Origin of the sequence: Streptomyces flaveolus, from assembly GCF_014648815.1 — a bacterium.
In the GTDB taxonomy this organism is placed as follows: domain Bacteria; phylum Actinomycetota; class Actinomycetes; order Streptomycetales; family Streptomycetaceae; genus Streptomyces; species Streptomyces flaveolus.
The window spans coordinates 135,849-152,031 of sequence record NZ_BMRV01000006.1; the positions used below are offsets into that span (position 1 = coordinate 135,849).

At 72.4% G+C, this 16,183-nt stretch carries 16 protein-coding genes; 9 read left to right on the forward strand and 7 right to left on the reverse strand.

Annotated features, from left to right (window positions below; genetic code table 11):
- Window positions 1-15: 15 nt before the first annotated feature.
- Window positions 16-1,002 carry an RNA polymerase sigma-70 factor gene (locus tag IEZ05_RS16365; protein ID WP_189230846.1) on the reverse strand — a complete coding sequence of 329 codons (987 nt, stop codon included), beginning with the start codon at window positions 1,000-1,002 and terminating at the stop codon, window positions 16-18.
- Window positions 1,003-1,138: 136 nt separating this feature from the next.
- Between IEZ05_RS16365 and IEZ05_RS16370 the strand changes: the two genes are divergently transcribed.
- From IEZ05_RS16370 to IEZ05_RS16400, 7 genes are all read left to right on the forward strand, one after another.
- Window positions 1,139-1,624, forward strand: a complete 486-nt coding sequence (locus IEZ05_RS16370) for a carboxymuconolactone decarboxylase family protein (RefSeq protein WP_189230847.1) — start codon at window positions 1,139-1,141, stop codon at window positions 1,622-1,624.
- Window positions 1,625-1,814: 190 nt separating this feature from the next.
- On the forward strand, window positions 1,815-2,855 hold the full coding sequence (locus IEZ05_RS16375) for a LacI family DNA-binding transcriptional regulator (protein ID WP_189230848.1): 1,041 nt from the start codon (window positions 1,815-1,817) through the stop codon (window positions 2,853-2,855).
- Window positions 2,852-4,378 (forward strand): sugar ABC transporter ATP-binding protein, encoded by a 1,527-nt coding sequence (locus IEZ05_RS16380; RefSeq protein ID WP_189230849.1) that lies wholly within the window; start codon window positions 2,852-2,854, stop codon window positions 4,376-4,378. Before IEZ05_RS16375 ends, IEZ05_RS16380 begins: the two co-directional genes overlap by 4 nt.
- On the forward strand, window positions 4,368-6,323 hold the full coding sequence (locus IEZ05_RS16385) for an ABC transporter permease/substrate-binding protein (RefSeq protein WP_189230850.1): 1,956 nt from the start codon (window positions 4,368-4,370) through the stop codon (window positions 6,321-6,323). Before IEZ05_RS16380 ends, IEZ05_RS16385 begins: the two co-directional genes overlap by 11 nt.
- Window positions 6,324-6,389: 66 nt before the next feature.
- Window positions 6,390-7,295 carry a ribokinase gene (locus tag IEZ05_RS16390; protein ID WP_189230851.1) on the forward strand — a complete coding sequence of 302 codons (906 nt, stop codon included), beginning with the start codon at window positions 6,390-6,392 and terminating at the stop codon, window positions 7,293-7,295.
- A complete protein-coding gene (rbsD, locus tag IEZ05_RS16395; RefSeq protein ID WP_189230852.1) occupies window positions 7,292-7,681 on the forward strand; it encodes a D-ribose pyranase in 390 nt (129 codons plus the stop codon). Before IEZ05_RS16390 ends, rbsD begins: the two co-directional genes overlap by 4 nt.
- Before the next feature lie 225 nt (window positions 7,682-7,906).
- Window positions 7,907-8,482, forward strand: coding sequence for a hypothetical protein (locus IEZ05_RS16400; protein WP_189230853.1), 576 nt, complete (start codon window positions 7,907-7,909; stop codon window positions 8,480-8,482).
- A 36-nt stretch (window positions 8,483-8,518) separates the two neighbouring features.
- On the opposite strand, the gene IEZ05_RS16405 is transcribed toward IEZ05_RS16400, so the two are convergent.
- The 4 genes from IEZ05_RS16405 to IEZ05_RS16420 all read right to left on the reverse strand — a co-directional run bounded on the left by IEZ05_RS16405 (window position 8,519) and on the right by IEZ05_RS16420 (window position 12,368).
- A complete protein-coding gene (locus tag IEZ05_RS16405; protein WP_189230854.1) occupies window positions 8,519-9,175 on the reverse strand; it encodes a M15 family metallopeptidase in 657 nt (218 codons plus the stop codon).
- Between the two features lie 66 nt (window positions 9,176-9,241).
- Window positions 9,242-10,072, reverse strand: coding sequence for a sugar phosphate isomerase/epimerase family protein (locus IEZ05_RS16410; protein WP_189230855.1), 831 nt, complete (start codon window positions 10,070-10,072; stop codon window positions 9,242-9,244).
- Entirely contained in the window at window positions 10,069-11,220 is a 1,152-nt protein-coding gene (locus IEZ05_RS16415; protein ID WP_189230856.1) for a dihydrodipicolinate synthase family protein, read from the reverse strand. Before IEZ05_RS16415 ends, IEZ05_RS16410 begins: the two co-directional genes overlap by 4 nt.
- Window positions 11,217-12,368 (reverse strand): Gfo/Idh/MocA family protein, encoded by a 1,152-nt coding sequence (locus IEZ05_RS16420; protein ID WP_189230857.1) that lies wholly within the window; start codon window positions 12,366-12,368, stop codon window positions 11,217-11,219. The genes IEZ05_RS16415 and IEZ05_RS16420 overlap by 4 nt, the downstream gene beginning before the upstream one ends.
- Window positions 12,369-12,615: 247 nt before the next feature.
- Between IEZ05_RS16420 and IEZ05_RS16425 the strand changes: the two genes are divergently transcribed.
- Both IEZ05_RS16425 and IEZ05_RS16430 read left to right on the forward strand, forming a co-directional pair.
- Entirely contained in the window at window positions 12,616-13,662 is a 1,047-nt protein-coding gene (locus IEZ05_RS16425; protein WP_189230858.1) for a LacI family DNA-binding transcriptional regulator, read from the forward strand.
- A gap of 364 nt (window positions 13,663-14,026) precedes the next feature.
- Complete coding sequence (locus IEZ05_RS16430) at window positions 14,027-14,827, forward strand: sugar phosphate isomerase/epimerase family protein (RefSeq protein WP_189230859.1); 801 nt, start codon at window positions 14,027-14,029, stop codon at window positions 14,825-14,827.
- Here the strand turns inward: IEZ05_RS16430 and IEZ05_RS16435 are convergent.
- Together IEZ05_RS16435 and IEZ05_RS16440 are read right to left on the reverse strand one after the other, a co-directional pair.
- Complete coding sequence (locus IEZ05_RS16435) at window positions 14,794-15,714, reverse strand: DUF2637 domain-containing protein (RefSeq protein ID WP_189230860.1); 921 nt, start codon at window positions 15,712-15,714, stop codon at window positions 14,794-14,796. The two genes, IEZ05_RS16430 and IEZ05_RS16435, sit on opposite strands and share 34 nt — an antisense overlap.
- A gap of 112 nt (window positions 15,715-15,826) precedes the next feature.
- Window positions 15,827-16,033 (reverse strand): hypothetical protein, encoded by a 207-nt coding sequence (locus tag IEZ05_RS16440; RefSeq protein ID WP_189230861.1) that lies wholly within the window; start codon window positions 16,031-16,033, stop codon window positions 15,827-15,829.
- Window positions 16,034-16,183: the final 150 nt, after the last annotated feature.

Here is a 16,183-nt window from a genome sequence, read left to right on the forward strand (position 1 = left end):
ACCCGCACCGGCTCCTCAGCGGTGCAGGACGGTCTCCCGCCGCATGCCGCTCAGCTTCTCGGGGTTGCGCACGGCGTAGAGCCCGGTGATGCGGCCCTCCTCGAAACGCACCGCCATCACGGTGTCCAGCTCGCCGTCGAGCCGCACGATCAGGGCCGGGTAGCCGTTGACCTGGGCCGCGCCCATGGACACGGCGTCGCCCTGCTTCATCAGCCCGCCGATCATGAGACGGGCCACCTTGTCGGCCCCCGTGATCGGCCGCAGGACGGCCTGCTTGATGCCGCCGCCGTCGCCCAGCAGGACGACGTCCGGCGCGAGGATGTCGAGCAGCCCCTGGAGGTCGCCCGTCCGGACCGCCCGCTGGAACGCGTCGAGCGCGTCCCGGGTCTCCGTCGGCGAGACGACCCCGCGCGGCCGGCGTGCCGCGACGTGCGCGCGTGCCCGGTGCGCGGTCTGGCGGACGGCGGCCGGGCTCTTGTCGACGGCCTCGGCGATCTCGTCGTAGTCCAGGTCGAAGACCTCGCGGAGCACGAACACCGCCCGCTCGGTCGGCGTGAGCGTCTCCAGGACCAGCATCATCGCCATCGAGACGCTGTCGGCGAGCTCGACGTCCTCGGCCACGTCGGGCGCGGTGAGCAGCGGCTCGGGCAGCCAGGAGCCGACGTAGGACTCCTTGCGGCGGCCGAGCGTGCGCAGCCGGGTCAGCGCCTGCCGGGTGGTGATCCGGACCAGGTACGCGCGCGCGTCGCGCACCTCGGCGAGGTCGACCCCCGCCCACCGCAGCCAGGTCTCCTGGAGCACGTCCTCGGCGTCGGCGGCCGAGCCGAGCATCTCGTAGGCGACGGTGAACAGCAGGTTGCGATGGGTGACGAAGGCGTCCGTGGCGACGTCCGTGCGCCGGCCGTCGAGCCGCTCGGTCCCCGCGTCGCCACCCTGTTCCCGGCGGCCGTTGTCCTCGCTCATGACCAGCAGCTCCCGCTCGTTCGCCCGCGACGGTGTCATGCCCACAGGACGCCGGTCACCGCCGCCCTGTGACGCGCACACGGAGTGGCATACGTCACATTGTGGTCCTGTCACACGATCCGGGGCGTCGGCATCTTGTGTTCGTTCCGTACGAGCACGAGATGAGGACGAGACCATGGACACCCGATTCAACCTGTTCGAGAACGAGCTCGCCGGCCGGTTCGCCAAGCGGTTCGCGGGCGTCGCCCAGCTGCTCCACCAGTCGCCGCTGCCGCAGTCGACACAGGAACTGGTGTCGCTGCGCGCCAGCCAGATCAACGGCTGCGGTCACTGCATCGACATGCACACCAAGGAGGCCGCGGCCGCCGGTGAGACGGCGGTCAGGCTCGCCCTGGTCGCCGCCTGGCGCGAGTCGACCGTGTTCACCGAGGCCGAGCAGGCCGCGCTGGCACTCACCGAGGAGGGCACCCGGCTCGCCGACGCCCACGAGGGGGTGTCCGACGAGACCTGGGCCCTGGCGCGCAAGCACTACGACGACGACCAGCTCGCCGCTCTGATCTGCCTGGTCGCCATGATCAACGCGGCGAACCGGCTCGCCGTGATCACCCACCAGAAGGGCGGCTCCTACGAGGCCGGCATGTTCGCCGCCGCCATGGGCTGACCCCCTCACGGCGACGGTGTCCGGCCCGGCCCGGGATCTCCGGTCCCGGGCCGGTCCGCCGCATGTCCGGGCCAGAACCTCGACTCTCGGTCACGATTGCATTTCAGCCACCCCTCAGCCCCTTGCCATCCGCCCGTGTAATCGATTCCAATCCTCCGTGTAATCGATTCCACGAGGAGGTGGAACGGCGATGGCGAGCATCAAGGACGTCGCCGCCGAGGCGGGCGTTTCCGTCGCGACGGTCTCGCGCGTCCTCAACGGCCACCCGTCCGTCAGCCCGGACGCCCGCACCCGCGTGCTGGCCGCCGTCGAGGCGCTGGGCTACCGCCCGAACGCCGTCGCCCGGTCCCTGCGCACCGCCCAGACCCGCACCCTCGGCCTGGTCATCAGCGACGTGCTGAACCCGTACTTCACCGAACTGGCCCGCTCCGTCGAGGAGGAGGCCCGCGCGCTCGGCTACAGCGTCATCATCGGCAACGCGGACGAGCGGCCCGACCTCCAGGACCACCACGTCACGACGCTGCTGGACCGCCGGATCGACGGGCTCCTCGTCTCCCCCACCGACGGCGGCTCCCCCCGCATGCTGGACGCCGCGCGCGCCGGGACGCCCATGGTGTTCGTCGACCGCTGGATCCCCGGCGTGGACGTGCCCGTCGTCCGGTCGGACGGGCGGGCGGCGGTACGGGACCTGGTCGCGCACCTGCACGGGCTCGGGCACCGGCGGCTCGCCATCATCGCCGGGCCCGCCGCCACCACGACCGGCCGCGAGCGCGTGGACGCCTTCCGCGAGGCGCTCGGCGCGTACGGGCTTCCCCTGCCCGACGTCTACATCGGCCAGGGCGACTTCCAGGCCGACAGCGGACGCCGGGTCACCGAGGGCTTCCTCGACCTGCCCGAACCGCCCGAGGTCGTCTTCGCCGCCGACAACCTGATGGCGCTCGGCGCCCTGGACGCCGTACGCGCGCGGGGGATGCGCGTCCCCGACGACATCGCGCTCGCCGCGTTCGACGACATCCGCTGGTTCGTGCACACCGATCCGCCGATCACCGCGATCGCCCAGCCCACGGGCGACCTCGGGCGGGCCGCCGTGCGCGCGCTGGTCGACCGCATCGAGGGAGGGGCCGGCGAGTCCGTCACCCTGCCGGCGCGGCTCGTCGTGCGCCGCTCCTGCGGCGAGCCCGCCTCCCCGCAATACCCGTCCCCGTCCCCCGTACGAAGGAGTACGCCGTGAGCAGCCGCGATCCCGACGAGTTGCTGCGCATCGAGGGCATCCGCAAGACCTTCCCCGGTGTCGTCGCGCTCGACAGCGTCGACTTCGACCTGCGCCGGGGCGAGGTGCATGTGCTCCTCGGCGAGAACGGCGCGGGCAAGAGCACGCTGATCAAGATGCTCTCCGGCGCCTACACGCCCGACGCAGGGCGGATCCTGGCCGGCGGCGAGGAGGTGCGCATCAACGGTGCGCAGGACTCCGAGCGGCTCGGGATCGCCACCATCTACCAGGAGTTCAACCTCGTCCCCGATCTGACGGTCGCGGAGAACATCTTCCTGGGGCGCCAGCCGCGCCGGTTCGGGATGATCGACCGGAAGAAGATGGACGCCGACGCCGAGGTACTGCTCGAGCGGGTGGGGGTCAACGTCTCCCCCCGTGCGCGGGTGCGTGAACTCGGCATCGCACGGCTCCAGATGGTCGAGATCGCCAAGGCGCTCAGCCTCAACGCGCGCGTGCTCATCATGGACGAGCCGACCGCCGTACTCACCTCCGAGGAGGTCGAGAAGCTGTTCGCCATCGTGCGGCGGCTGCGCGAGGACGGTGTCGGCATCGTCTTCATCACCCACCACCTGGAGGAGATCGCCGCCCTCGGCGACCGGGTCACCGTCATCCGGGACGGGCGCAGCGTCGGGCAGGTGCCCGCCTCCACGCCCGAGGACGAGCTGGTGCGGCTCATGGTCGGGCGGTCGATCGAGCAGCAGTACCCGCGCGAACGCGGCGACGCCGGTGCGGCGCTGCTCAAGGTCGAGGGACTGACCCGGGACGGCGTCTTCCACGACGTCGGCTTCGAGGTGCGGGCCGGCGAGGTCGTCGGCATCGCGGGCCTCGTCGGGGCCGGGCGGACCGAGGTCGTGCGCGCCGTGTTCGGCGCCGACCCCTACGACGCGGGGACCGTGCACGTCGCGGGCACCCCGCTGCGGCGGCACGACGTGAACGCCGCGATGGCGGCCGGGATCGGGCTCGTCCCCGAGGACCGCAAGGGCCAGGGGCTCGTCCTCGACGCCTCCGTCGAGGAGAACCTCGGGCTGGTGACGCTGAAGTCCACCTCCCGCAGGGGGCTCGTCGACCTCAAGGGCCGGCACGAGGCGGCGGAGCGGATCGCCGGGCAGCTCGGCGTGCGGATGGCCGGGCTCGGCCAGCACGTGCGGACCCTGTCCGGCGGCAACCAGCAGAAGGTCGTCATCGGCAAGTGGCTGCTGGCGAACACCAAGGTGCTGATCCTCGACGAGCCGACCCGCGGCATCGACGTCGGCGCCAAGGTCGAGATCTACCAGCTCATCAACGAACTGACGGCCGCCGGTGCCGCCGTGCTCATGATCTCCAGCGATCTGCCGGAGGTGCTCGGCATGAGCGACCGGGTCGTGGTCATGGCGCAGGGCCGGGTCGCGGGCGAACTGCCCGCCGAACAGGCCACCCAGGACGCCGTGATGGCCCTCGCCGTCAGCACTCACACGAACGGAACGGAGGCCTCCCGTGGCCACTGACACGCTCAAGAGCAAGCCGGGCGCGCAGGGCGCCACGGGCGGCCTGCGCCGCCTGCTGCTCGACAACGGCGCGCTGACCGCGCTGATCGTCCTGGTCGTCGCCATGTCGGCGCTGTCCGGCGACTTCCTGACCGCCGACAACCTCCTCAACGTCGGCGTCCAGGCCGCCGTGACCGCGATCCTCGCCTTCGGCGTCACCTTCGTCATCGTCTCCGCGGGCATCGACCTGTCGGTCGGCTCGGTCGCCGCGCTGTCGGCCACCGTGCTGGCGTGGAGCGCCACCGAGGCCGGGATGCCGGTCGTGCTCGCGGTGGTGCTGTCCATCGCGACGGGCATCGCCTGCGGTCTGGTGAACGGTTTCCTCATCTCGTACGGGAAGCTGCCGCCGTTCATCGCGACGCTGGCCATGCTGTCGGTGGGCCGCGGTCTGTCGCTGGTCATCTCGCAGGGCTCGCCGATCGCCTTCCCCGACTCGGTCTCCCACCTGGGCGACACGCTCGGCGGCTGGCTGCCCGTGCCGGTGCTCGTGATGATCGTGATGGGTCTGATCACGGCGTTCGTCCTCGGCCGGACCTACATCGGCCGGTCCATGTACGCCATCGGCGGCAACGAGGAGGCCGCGCGGCTGTCCGGCCTGCGCGTGAAGCGGCAGAAGCTCGCCATCTACGCCTTCTCCGGCCTGTTCGCCGCAGCCGCGGGCATCGTGCTCGCCTCCCGGCTGGCCTCCGCGCAGCCGCAGGCCGCGCAGGGCTACGAGCTGGACGCCATCGCCGCCGTCGTGATCGGCGGCGCGTCGCTCGCGGGCGGCACCGGCAAGGCGTCGGGCACGCTGATCGGCGCGCTGATCCTCGCGGTGCTGCGCAACGGCCTCAACCTGCTGTCCGTCTCCGCGTTCTGGCAGCAGGTCGTCATCGGTGTCGTCATCGCGCTGGCGGTGCTGCTGGACACGCTGCGCCGCAAGGCGGGGGCAACCACGGGGGCGGCCGGGGCGTCCGGTGACGGGGGCCGGGGCAAGCAGGCCCTCACGTACGTGATCGCGGCGGTCGTCGCCGTGGCGGTCGTCGGCGCGACCTCGCTGCTGCACAACGACTCCTCGGCAAGCAGGTCGCAGAAGATCGGCCTGTCGCTGTCGACGCTCAACAACCCGTTCTTCGTGCAGATCCGGGCGGGCGCGCAGGAGGAGGCGAAGAAGCTGGGCGTGGACCTGACCGTCACCGACGCGCAGAACGACGCCTCACAGCAGGCCAACCAGCTGCAGAACTTCACCAGCGGCTCGCTCTCCTCGGTCATCGTCAACCCGGTGGACTCCGACGCCGCCGGCCCCGCGGTGCGCGGCGCGAACAAGGCCGACATCCCCGTCGTCGCCGTGGACCGCGGCGTCAACAAGGCGGACACGGCGGCGCTGGTCGCCTCCGACAACGTCGAGGGCGGTCAGCTGGGCGCCAAGGCGCTCGCCGAGAAGCTCGGCGGCAAGGGCACGATCGTCATCCTCCAGGGCCAGGCCGGCACCTCCGCCAGCCGGGAGCGCGGGGCGGGCTTCGCGGCCGGCCTGAAGGCCTACCCGGGCATCAAGGTCGTCGCCAAGCAGCCCGCGGACTTCGACCGCACCAAGGGCCTGGACGTGATGACGAACCTGCTCCAGGCGCACCCCGGCATCAACGGTGTCTTCGCGGAGAACGACGAGATGGCGCTCGGCGCGGTCAAGGCGCTCGGCTCCAAGGCCGGCACGTCGGTCCAGGTCGTCGGCTTCGACGGCACGCCGGACGGGCTGAAGGCGGTCGAGGCGGGCACGCTGTACGCCTCCGTCGCGCAGCAGCCGAAGGAACTGGGCAGGATCGCGGTGCGGAACGCGCTGCGGGCGGCCGAGGGCGAGAAGGTGGAGAAGACGGTGAAGGTGCCGGTGAAGGTGGTCACCAAGGAGAACGTGGCCGGCTTCGAGGGCTGACACGGGCGCACGGGCGGGCGGTCACCTGGACCGCCCGCCCCTCTCACTCGGATCGGGGAGCGATTCATGTACGACTACGACCTGCTGGTCGTGGGGTCGGCCAACGCCGACCTGGTGATCGGCGTCGAGCGGCGGCCGGGTGCCGGCGAGACGGTGCTCGGCTCCGACCTGGCCGTCCACCCGGGCGGCAAGGGCGCGAACCAGGCGGTGGCCGCCGCCCGGCTCGGCGCCCGTACGGCCCTGCTGGCCAGGGTCGGTGACGACTCCTACGGCCGGCTGCTGCTCGACTCGCAGCGGGCGGCCGGCGTCGACACGGTCGGCGTGCTGGTGGGCGGTGCCCCGACGGGCGTCGCGCTGATCACCGTCGACCCCTCCGGGGACAACAGCATCGTGGTCTCGCCGGGCGCGAACGGCCGCCTGACCCCGGGGGACGTCCGTGCCGCCTCCAGCCTCTTCCACGCCTCCCGGGCGGTGTCGGTGCAGCTGGAGATCCCGCTGGAGACGGTGGTGGAGGTGGTCCGGAGTCTGGCGCCGGGCAGCCGCTTCGTGCTGAACCCGTCGCCGCCGCGCCCGCTGCCGCGGGAGGTGCTGGCCGCCTGCGACCCGCTGATCGTCAACGAGCACGAGGCGAAGGTGATCCTCGGTGACGCGTGTGTGAGCGAGCGCCCCGAGGACTGGGCCGGCCTCCTGCTGGCCAAGGGGCCGCGTTCGGTGGTCGTGACGCTGGGCGCCGAGGGGGCACTGGTCGCCTCGGCGGCCGGGGGTGTCTCCCGGGTCCCGTCCGTGAAGGTGGACGCCGTGGACACCACGGGCGCCGGTGATGCGTTCACGGCGGCGCTGGCCTGGCGGCTCGGCACGGGCGCGTCGCTCGCCGAGGCGGCGGCGTACGCGGCCCGGGTGGGCGCGGCGGCGGTCACGAAGGCGGGGGCCCAGGTGTCGTACCCGACGGCGGCGGAGGTCGAGGCGCTGTGAAGCGGGCCGGGATACTCAACCGCCACCTCGCCGGTGCCCTCGCCGGACTCGGCCACGGCGACGGCGTCCTGGTCTGCGACGCGGGCATGCCCATCCCCGACGGCCCGCGCGTCGTCGACCTGGCCTTCCGCGCCGGAGTGCCGTCCTTCGCCGAGGTCCTGGACGGCCTGCTGGCCGAGCTGGTGATCGAGGGCGCGACGGCGGCGACGGAGGTGCGGGACGCGAACCCGGAGGCCGCGGCACTGCTGGACGCCCGCTGCCCCGCCCTTCACCTGGTCCCGCACGAACACCTGAAGAGCCTCTCTGCGGGCGCCCGCCTGGTGGTCCGCACCGGCGAGGCCCGCCCGTACGCGAACGTGCTGCTGCGCTGCGGGGTCTTCTTCTGACCCGGGCCCCACATGCTTCGAGAGGGCCCGGTCATCGACCGGACCCTCTCGGATTCCCTCCCCCTCAGTCCCCCCGCGATCCCCCCGGATCTCCCCCCGCAGGCGTCCTGATGCCTAGTACGACCGGCGGAGGGCGGGAAGGGTTGCACGGGTACGGCAAAAATTTTCCGACCGGGCTCAGCAGCGCCCCTGTGACCGCCTTCGGCAGCCACGAACAGGAGTTCCATGCCACAGCAAGAGCCCTCCGTCGACGGCGCTTCCTGGAAGGCGGCACTCCTCGACCTCTTCGGCGGCGGCTGGACGTTCGCACAGGTGGGACCGAGGCGCCACGAAGACTGGCGCCGTGACGCAGCCACGGTCATGGCGCTCAGGAGCACCGATCCGAGGAAGTGGTCGTCGCTGAACTACGCACCTGAAGTCAACGAGAACCGCAGCGGCATCGGATCGCCCTTCATGCCGTGGGGCCCGGAACAGCTCGGACAGTCTCTCTACGAGGTCGGACGGGAGCAGGCCGGCCGACTGCTGGTCGCCCTGCAGGGCGAGCTGTACCAGGCCGCCCGCATCCCGGACTTCGAGCAACGCGAGGACGGCCTCTTCTCGGCCTCCCGCCTCGTCCTCTCCCGCTTCGCCCCGGACGCACGCTTCTTCACCAACGCCTCCGTGGCCCGGGACGACGCCGGCGCCGATCTCCTGAATCCCGACACGGTCTGGGAGTGCCTCTCCGTCTACACCACCGACTGCGGCCTCATCGCCCTGTCGGACACGGAGATCGGCGTGTTCTGGGCGTTCTGGGAGGACTGATCCGGGCCGTTCGGCGCCGTCGGCGAGGCGTCCCGGTCAGCCGAGTTCCGTCGCGCCGTAGAGGGCTGCCGGTGCTCCGGACATCAGCGCCCAGTACCGGTCTCCGTAGGACCAGTGCCACCACTCCGTTGGGTAGTTGACCAGGCCGACGGTGCTCAGCGCCGTGCCCAGGACGGTGCGGAGGGCACGAGCCTCCTCGCTGATGTTGTCCGCGTCCGTGTAGCACGCACCCGCGCTCTCCTCCGGTGTCGCGTTCATGCGGGTGCCCAGGTCATGTTCGCGGCCGTCGGCGTCCGCGAGCGTCAGGTCGACGGCTGCCCCCGCGCTGTGCGGGGCGATCTCCGGCGGGGACACGTAACGGCTGGCCGCCGAACGGATCGTCTCCGCGGACCAGTCCGGGTGATCGGCACGAAGTTCGTCGGCGTACGAGTCGAAGTAGTGCCGTTGGAGGGCAGGCGGACGGTAGCCCTCCACGAACAGCAGCCGCATTCCGTCGGGCAGTCGGTCCTGAGCCTCGACGAGTCGGCGGAGCACGCCTTCCCTCAGGTGGGTGAAGGCATCGGCGGAGTCCTGCCGCTTCCGTTCGTCGACCAGCAGGCGGCCGTCCCCGCGAACGTTCACGAGCCGTTCGCCGCACTCCCGCACAGGCAAGGCCGCGACCTTCGGATCAGACATCAGTACGACTTCGGTCATGGCCTGATCATCTCGCGAGGCGTTCGGATCGTCCGGCCGGCGCCCGGACGATCCGAACGGCACCCTCTACGCCGCGTGTTCGGCGAACCGAGCCGCCGTCTCCGCCAGGACCTCGCGGCCGTCCCTGGTCCACAGGGCGTCGTTGAAGAGTTCGACCTCGATGGCGCCCGTGTAGCCGGCCGCCTCCACACAGGTCTTCCACTCGCGCATGTCGATCGCGCCGTCGCCGATCTGGCCGCGGCCGTTGAGGACGCCCTCCGGGAGGGGGGTCGTCCAGTCGGCGAGCTGGAAGGTGTGGATGCGGCCGCCCGCGCCGGCCCGGGCGATCTGGGCGGGCGCCTGGTCGTCCCACCAGATGTGGTACGTGTCGACGGTGACGCCGACCTGGTGGGCGGGGAAGCGTTCGGCGAGGTCCAGGGCCTGGGTGAGGGTGGAGACCACGCAGCGGTCCGAGGCGAACATCGGGTGCAGCGGCTCGATGGCCAGGCGGACGCCGTGCTGTTCGGCGTAGGGGCCGAGTTCGGACAGGGCGTCCGCGATGCGTTCGCGGGCTCCGCGCAGGTCCTTCGAGCCGGCCGGGAGGCCGCCCGAGACCAGAACCAGCGTGTCGGTGCCGAGGGTGGCCGCCTCGTCCACCGCGCGGCGGTTGTCGGCCAGGGCCCGGGCGCGCTCGTCCGGGTCGGTCGCCGTGAGGAAGCCGCCCCGGCACAGGGTGGTGACGGACAGGCCCGCGTCGCGGACCAGCTTGGCCGCCGCCTCGACGCCGTACGCCCGGACCGGCTCGCGCCACAGGCCGACGTTGCCGATGCCCAGGTCGCGGCAGGCGGTGGTCAGTTCGGGCAGCGAGAGCTGCTTGACCGTCATCTGGTTGATGCTGAAGCGTGCGAGGTCGGTCACTGGTTCACTCCGTACAGGCTCAGCAGGGACCTCATGCGCTCCTCCGCCAGCTTCGGGTCCGGGAACAGGCCGAGTCCGTCGGCGAGTTCGTAGGCGCGGGCGAAGTGCGGCAGGGAGCGGGCCGACTGGAGGCCGCCGACCATCGTGAAGTGGCTCTGATGGCCCGCGAGCCAGGCCAGGAACACCACGCCCGTCTTGTAGAAGCGGGTGGGCGCCTGGAAGAGGTGGCGGGAGAGGGGGACCGTGGGGTCGAGCAGGGCGCGGAAGCCCTCCGTGTCCCCGGTGTCCAGGACGCGGACCGCCTCGGCGGCCAGCGGGCCCAGCGGATCGAAGATGCCGAGCAGGGCGTGGCTGAAGCCCTGCTCGTCGCCGGCGATCAGCTCGGGGTAGTTGAAGTCGTCACCCGTGTAGCAGCGCACGCCCTGCGGCAGGCGGCGGCGCAGGTCGATCTCGCGCTGGGCGTCCAGGAGGGAGACCTTGATGCCGTCGACCTTGTCGGGGTGGGCCGCGATGACCTCCAGGAACACGTCCGTGGCGGTGTCCAGGTCGGACGAGCCCCAGTAGCCCTCCAGCGCCGGGTCGAACATCGGGCCCAGCCAGTGCAGGATCACCGGCTCGGCCGACTGGCGCAGCAGGTGGCCGTAGACCTCCAGGTAGTCCTCGGGGCCCCGGGCCGTGGCGGCGAGGGCGCGGGACGCCATCAGGATGGCCTGCGCGCCCGCCTCCTCCACCACCGCGAGCTGTTCCTCGTAGGCCGCACGGACCTCGGCGAGGGTGCCGGCGGTGAGCTGGTCGGTGCCCATGCCGCAGGCGATGCGGCCGCCGCACGCCTTCGCCTCGGCGGCGGACCGGCGGATCAGCTCCGCCGCGCCGGCCCAGTCCAGGCCCATGCCGCGCTGGGCGGTGTCCATCGCCTCGGCGACGCCCAGCCCGTGGGACCACAGGTGGCGGCGGAAGGCGAGGGTGGCGTCCCAGTCGACGGCGGCGGGCCCGTCCGGCGTGGTGTCCGCGTACGGGTCGGCGACGACGTGTGCCGCGGAGAAGACCGTACGGGAGGTGAAAGCGCTTCCCCCGGAGGGGGCCATGGGTTCGGTGCGCGGCTCGTAGGCACGCAGGGTGCCGTTCGCGTCGGGCAGGTGCAGGGTCACAGCGCGATCTCCGGTACGTCGAGACGGCGGCCCTCGGCCGAGGACTTCAGGCCCAGTTCGGCGAGCTGGACGCCGCGGGCGCCGGCCAGCAGGTCCCAGTGGTAGGGGGCGTCGGCGTAGACGTGGCGCAGGAACAGCTCCCACTGGGCCTTGAAGCCGTTGTCGAAGTCGCCGTTGTCCGGGACCTCCTGCCACTGGTCGCGGAAGACCTCGGTGGCGGGGATGTCCGGGTTCCAGACCGGCTTCGGGGTGGCGGAGCGGTGCTGGACGCGGCAGTTGCGCAGGCCCGCGACCGCGGAGCCCTCGGTGCCGTCGACCTGGAACTCCACCAGCTCGTCGCGGTTGACGCGGACCGCCCAGGACGAGTTGATCTGCGCGATCACGCCGCCGTCGAGCTCGAAGACGCCGTACGCGGCGTCGTCGGCGGTGGCGTCGTAGGGCTTGCCGTTCTCGTCCCAGCGCTGCGGGATGTGGGTGGCGGTCAGGGCCTGGACGGACCTGACGCGGCCGAACAGCTCGTGGAGCACGTACTCCCAGTGCGGGAACATGTCGACGACGATGCCGCCGCCGTCCTCGGCGCGGTAGTTCCACGAGGGGCGCTGGGCGGACTGCCAGTCGCCCTCGAAGACCCAGTAGCCGAACTCGCCGCGCACGGACAGGATCCGGCCGAAGAAGCCGCCGTCGATGAGGCGCTTGAGCTTGAGCAGGCCGGGGAGGAACAGCTTGTCCTGGACGACGCCGTGCTCGATGCCGGCGCCGTTCGCCAGGCGGGCGAGCTCCAGGGCGCCGTCCAGGCCGGTGGCGGTCGGCTTCTCGGTGTAGATGTGCTTGCCCGCGGCGATCGCCTTCTTGATCGCCTCCTCGCGGGCGGAGGTCACCTGGGCGTCGAAGTAGATCTCGACGCTCTCGTCGGCGAGGACCGCGTCCACGTCCGTCGAGACGTGCTCCAGCCCGTGCCGCTCGGCCAGCTCCCTGAGGGCGTGCTCGCGGCGGCCGACGAGGACCGGTTCCGGCCACAGCACCGTGCCGTCGCCCAGGTCGAGGCCGCCCTGTTCGCGGATGGCCAGGATGGAGCGGACGAGGTGCTGGCGGTAGCCCATGCGTCCGGTCACACCGTTCATGGCGATCCGCACCGTCTTGCGTGTCACGTCGTTCCCTTCGTACGCGGTCCGCGCGCCGCATACGCCGAAGTTCGGGACAGGCGTCACAGCAAGCGCTTTCTATTCACTATGAAGCTAGCCTGTGGACGGTGGTCTGGACAAGACCGTGACCCGAGCGAGTTGTTCGAGGGGGCGAACAACGGCGGGCGGTGGCCGTAAGGTCTGCACGGAACCGGGCCGGACCCGGGCCCGTGTACGAGGGCGTACGACGAGAGCGCGACCGGAGGACGAGGACATGACGGTGACCCTGGCGGACGTGGCGGCCCGCGCCCAGGTCTCCCCCGCGACGGTGTCGCGCGTGCTGAACGGGAACTATCCCGTGGCGGCCTCCACCCGGGAACGGGTGCTCAAGGCGGTCGACGAGCTGGACTACGTGCTCAACGGCCCCGCGAGCGCGCTGGCGGCCGCGACGTCCGACCTGGTGGGAATCCTCGTCAACGACATCGCCGACCCCTTCTTCGGGGTGATGGCCGGGGCGATCCAGTCCGAGATCGGTGGGCCGGGCGGCAGAGCCGGCGGCGAGAGACTCGCCGTGGTCTGCAACACCGGCGGCGCCCCGGAGCGCGAGCTGACCTACCTCACGCTGCTGCAGCGGCAGCGGGCGGCGGCCGTCGTGCTGACCGGCGGGGCGATGGAGGACGCGGCGCACCAGACGGCGGTGGCGACGAAGCTGCGGAAGCTGTCGGAGGCCGGGACCCGGGTGGTGCTGTGCGGTCGGCCGCCGGCGCCGGGGACCGGGGCGATCGCGCTGACCTTCGACAACCGCGGGGGCGGCCGGGAGCTGACCGAGCACCTGATCGGGCTCGGACACCGGCGGCTCGGTTACATCGCGGGCCCCGAGGAGCGGACCACGACCCGGCACCGGCTGGAAGGGCACCGGGCCGCGCTCGCCGCGCACGGCATCGAGGAGGACGCCCGCTGGACGGTCCACGGGCGCTACGACCGGCAGTCCGGCTACGAGGCCACGCTCGAACTCCTGCGCAGGGACCCGTCCCTGACCGCGGTCGTCGCCGCGAACGACACCGTCGCGCTGGGGGCGTGCGCGGCGCTGCGGGACTCCGGGCTGCGGATCCCGGCGGACGTGTCGGTGGCCGGCTTCGACGACCTGCCGTTCAGCATCGACGCGGTGCCCGCGCTGACGACGGTCCGGCTGCCGCTCGCGGAGGCGGGGGCGCGGGCGGGGCGGATCGCGATGGGGCGGGAGGAGGCGCCGCCCGGGGGGATCGCGACGGTGCGGGGGGAGTTGATGGTGCGGGGGTCCTCCGGGGTGCCTCGGACGTGAGGGTGCCGCTTCCCGGGTGGTGACCGGTGTCCGGGTGGGCGTCGTCCGGGGGCTGCCGCCCCCGGGCCCCCGCTTCGGCCCTGAACGGGCCTCGTCCTCAAACGCCGGACGGGCTGGAAGTTGCCGTGCGGTCCGCCGGGACGGCAGCGGGGCCGGGAGTCACGGTCGGCCCGCAGAGACGGCGACGGGGCCGGGAGTCACCGGTCCGCCCTCCCAGACCGCACCGGGGCCGGGAGTCACCGGTCGGCCCTCCCGGACGGCGAGGCTGGGAGCTGCCGTGCGGTCCGCCGGGGCGGCGACGGGGCTCGGCGACACCTCGCCGAAGAGGGAATCCGCGGGCCGATCGCGGGTAGGGTCCCCGGGCATGAAGCTGGCGTTCTCCACACTCGGTCTGCCCGGACTGCCGCTGCCCGACGTGCTGCGGCTCGCGACCACCCACGGATACCACGGCGTCGAACTGCGCGCCCACCCCGAGGAGCCGGTCAACCCCGGCCTCTCCCCCGGTGAACGGGCCGACGCCGCCGCCGCGTTCAAGGCGGCCGGCGTCGAGGTGCTCAGCGTCGCGGGGTACGCGCGGGTCGCCGCGCCCGGGGACGACGACACCGTGATCGCCGAGATCCGCGACCTGCTCGACCTGGCCCGCGACCTGGGCGCCCCGTACGTCCGGGTCTTCCCCGGCGGCGGCACCGGCCAGAGCCCCGAGGAGGCCGACGCGACGGCCGCCCGGCGCCTGGGCACCGCCGCCGAGTACGCCACCGACGCGGGCGTGCGCATCCTGCTGGAGACCCACGACTCGCACCGCACCGGCGCCGACGCGATGCGCGTGCTCGGCCTGGTCGGCCACCGGCAGGTCGGCGCCCTGTGGGACGTCATGCACACCTGGCTGGGCGGCGAACAGCCCACGGAGACCTACGCGGCGCTGTCCCCGCACCTCGGCTACGTCCAGGTCAAGGACATCGCCTCGGTCGACGACACCACGCCGCTGCCGCTCGGTGCGGGCGTGCTGCCGCTGGCCGAGTGCGTGGAGGTGCTCTCCCGCGAGGGCTGGGACGGCTGGCTGTGCTGGGAGTACGAGAAGCGGTGGTACGAGGCGGCGGCCCCGCTGCCCGGTCTGCTGGACGAGGGCCGCCGTCACCTGGACCGGCTGCTCAACGAGTCGGCCTGACGACCGGCGCGCCGGGGCTGCGGGAAGGAACCGGTCGGGTGCTGCGCCTGGTTCCGCAGCGGCCGGTTGTCGCTGATCACGTACGTCTTCGGCGTGGGCTCCTGCGGCTGGGCCGCCTGCGGCCGGTGACCGTCGCCGGGCCGGGTGCCCTCGCGCCGCCCGCCCTGGGCGCCGGCGGCCCGGTCCGGTGCCGGGTCGGGCGCCCGCGCCGTGTCGGCCCCCACCGGGGGCGACGAGCGCAGGCGGTGCCGGGGTGCGGCGCGCCGGGGCGGACGGGTCAGGGTGATCTGGCGGACGAGCTGCTGGAAGCAGGTCAGGGAGGCCAGGCTCGGCAGGGCGGCGGCGGCGACGTCGACGACGGTCCTGGGCGTCTGGGCGGCCACGCACAGGAGCATCGCGATGAGCGAGAACGCCAGGACGACGCACCAGGAGTGAACGGCACGGCGCTGGTGCAGCGCCGCCCGCAGGACCGACAGCGACGCCGCGAGCCAGGGCCCGTAGACGAGCAACGGCCACCACGACACCGCGCCCGTCTGAAGGCGGGTCAGGGCGACGACGCGCAGGGGGTCGTAGGCGACCATGCCGCCGAAGAGGCTGACCGCGGAGGCGATGACGGTGATGGCGGCGGCGATGACGTAGCTGACCGCCTGGAGCCCTCGCGGGCCGCGGCGTTCGCGCACCTTGCGGTGGCTGCGGACGGCCGCTCTCAGCGGGGGCAGCTCGGCCGTGATCTCCTGGAGGTTCTGCAGGGGGCTGCCCGCCGCAGGGGCCGCGGCCGGTGTCTCGTCCCGGGGAGAGGGGGTCTCGGGGAGCTGCTCCTCCAGGGCGTCCTGGAGCATGAAGGCCAGCTCTTCGGCCGGGTCCCAGGACATGTCCGGGAGGGGCATCGAGAGGTCGTCGGCGGGGGCTCGGTGACGGCCGTGGCCCGCCTCGTGGTGAGGTGCCGCGTAGGGGGAGTAATCCGGTCCGTAATACAGTTCCTCGTCGCGCACGGCCCGGTCACTCGGCCCGCGAGAAGACGGGCCGTTCCCGCATCGCGGCCCACCGCCCGGCGAGGTCTTCCTGGAGCTCGCCCATGACATTCAGGAAATCCCGCAGAATCGGCTCGGTTTCCCTGAGTGCGACGGGCGTTCCGCCCTGGTCCCCCACCACGTTCTTCCGCTCGGAAGCCCAAGGGAGACACATCCCCCCAGTTACCTTGGTCATGTCCTCACTAACGTCGACCGCCTCATCCGGATGCGCGGCAAACGAGTGAAGGATTATCCAGACAAGTAGTCTGTAAGGGTGTCCGCCCGTCCGTCCACCTGTCGTTTCAATCCGCCTGTCATTTAAATGCCTCCGCGTTTCCCAAAAGAA

Coding starts and splice junctions, on each gene's coding strand:
- IEZ05_RS16425 (WP_189230858.1), top strand. CDS start 12,616: ATGACGGTGACCCTGGCGGACGTGGCGGCCCGCGCCCAGGTCTCCCCC.
- IEZ05_RS16390 (WP_189230851.1), top strand. CDS start 6,390: ATGTACGACTACGACCTGCTGGTCGTGGGGTCGGCCAACGCCGACCTG.
- IEZ05_RS16435 (WP_189230860.1), bottom strand. CDS start 15,714: ATGCCCCTCCCGGACATGTCCTGGGACCCGGCCGAAGAGCTGGCCTTC.
- IEZ05_RS16370 (WP_189230847.1), top strand. CDS start 1,139: ATGGACACCCGATTCAACCTGTTCGAGAACGAGCTCGCCGGCCGGTTC.
- IEZ05_RS16440 (WP_189230861.1), bottom strand. CDS start 16,033: ATGACCAAGGTAACTGGGGGGATGTGTCTCCCTTGGGCTTCCGAGCGG.
- IEZ05_RS16375 (WP_189230848.1), top strand. CDS start 1,815: ATGGCGAGCATCAAGGACGTCGCCGCCGAGGCGGGCGTTTCCGTCGCG.
- IEZ05_RS16430 (WP_189230859.1), top strand. CDS start 14,027: ATGAAGCTGGCGTTCTCCACACTCGGTCTGCCCGGACTGCCGCTGCCC.
- IEZ05_RS16365 (WP_189230846.1), bottom strand. CDS start 1,002: ATGACACCGTCGCGGGCGAACGAGCGGGAGCTGCTGGTCATGAGCGAG.
- IEZ05_RS16400 (WP_189230853.1), top strand. CDS start 7,907: ATGCCACAGCAAGAGCCCTCCGTCGACGGCGCTTCCTGGAAGGCGGCA.
- IEZ05_RS16405 (WP_189230854.1), bottom strand. CDS start 9,175: ATGACCGAAGTCGTACTGATGTCTGATCCGAAGGTCGCGGCCTTGCCT.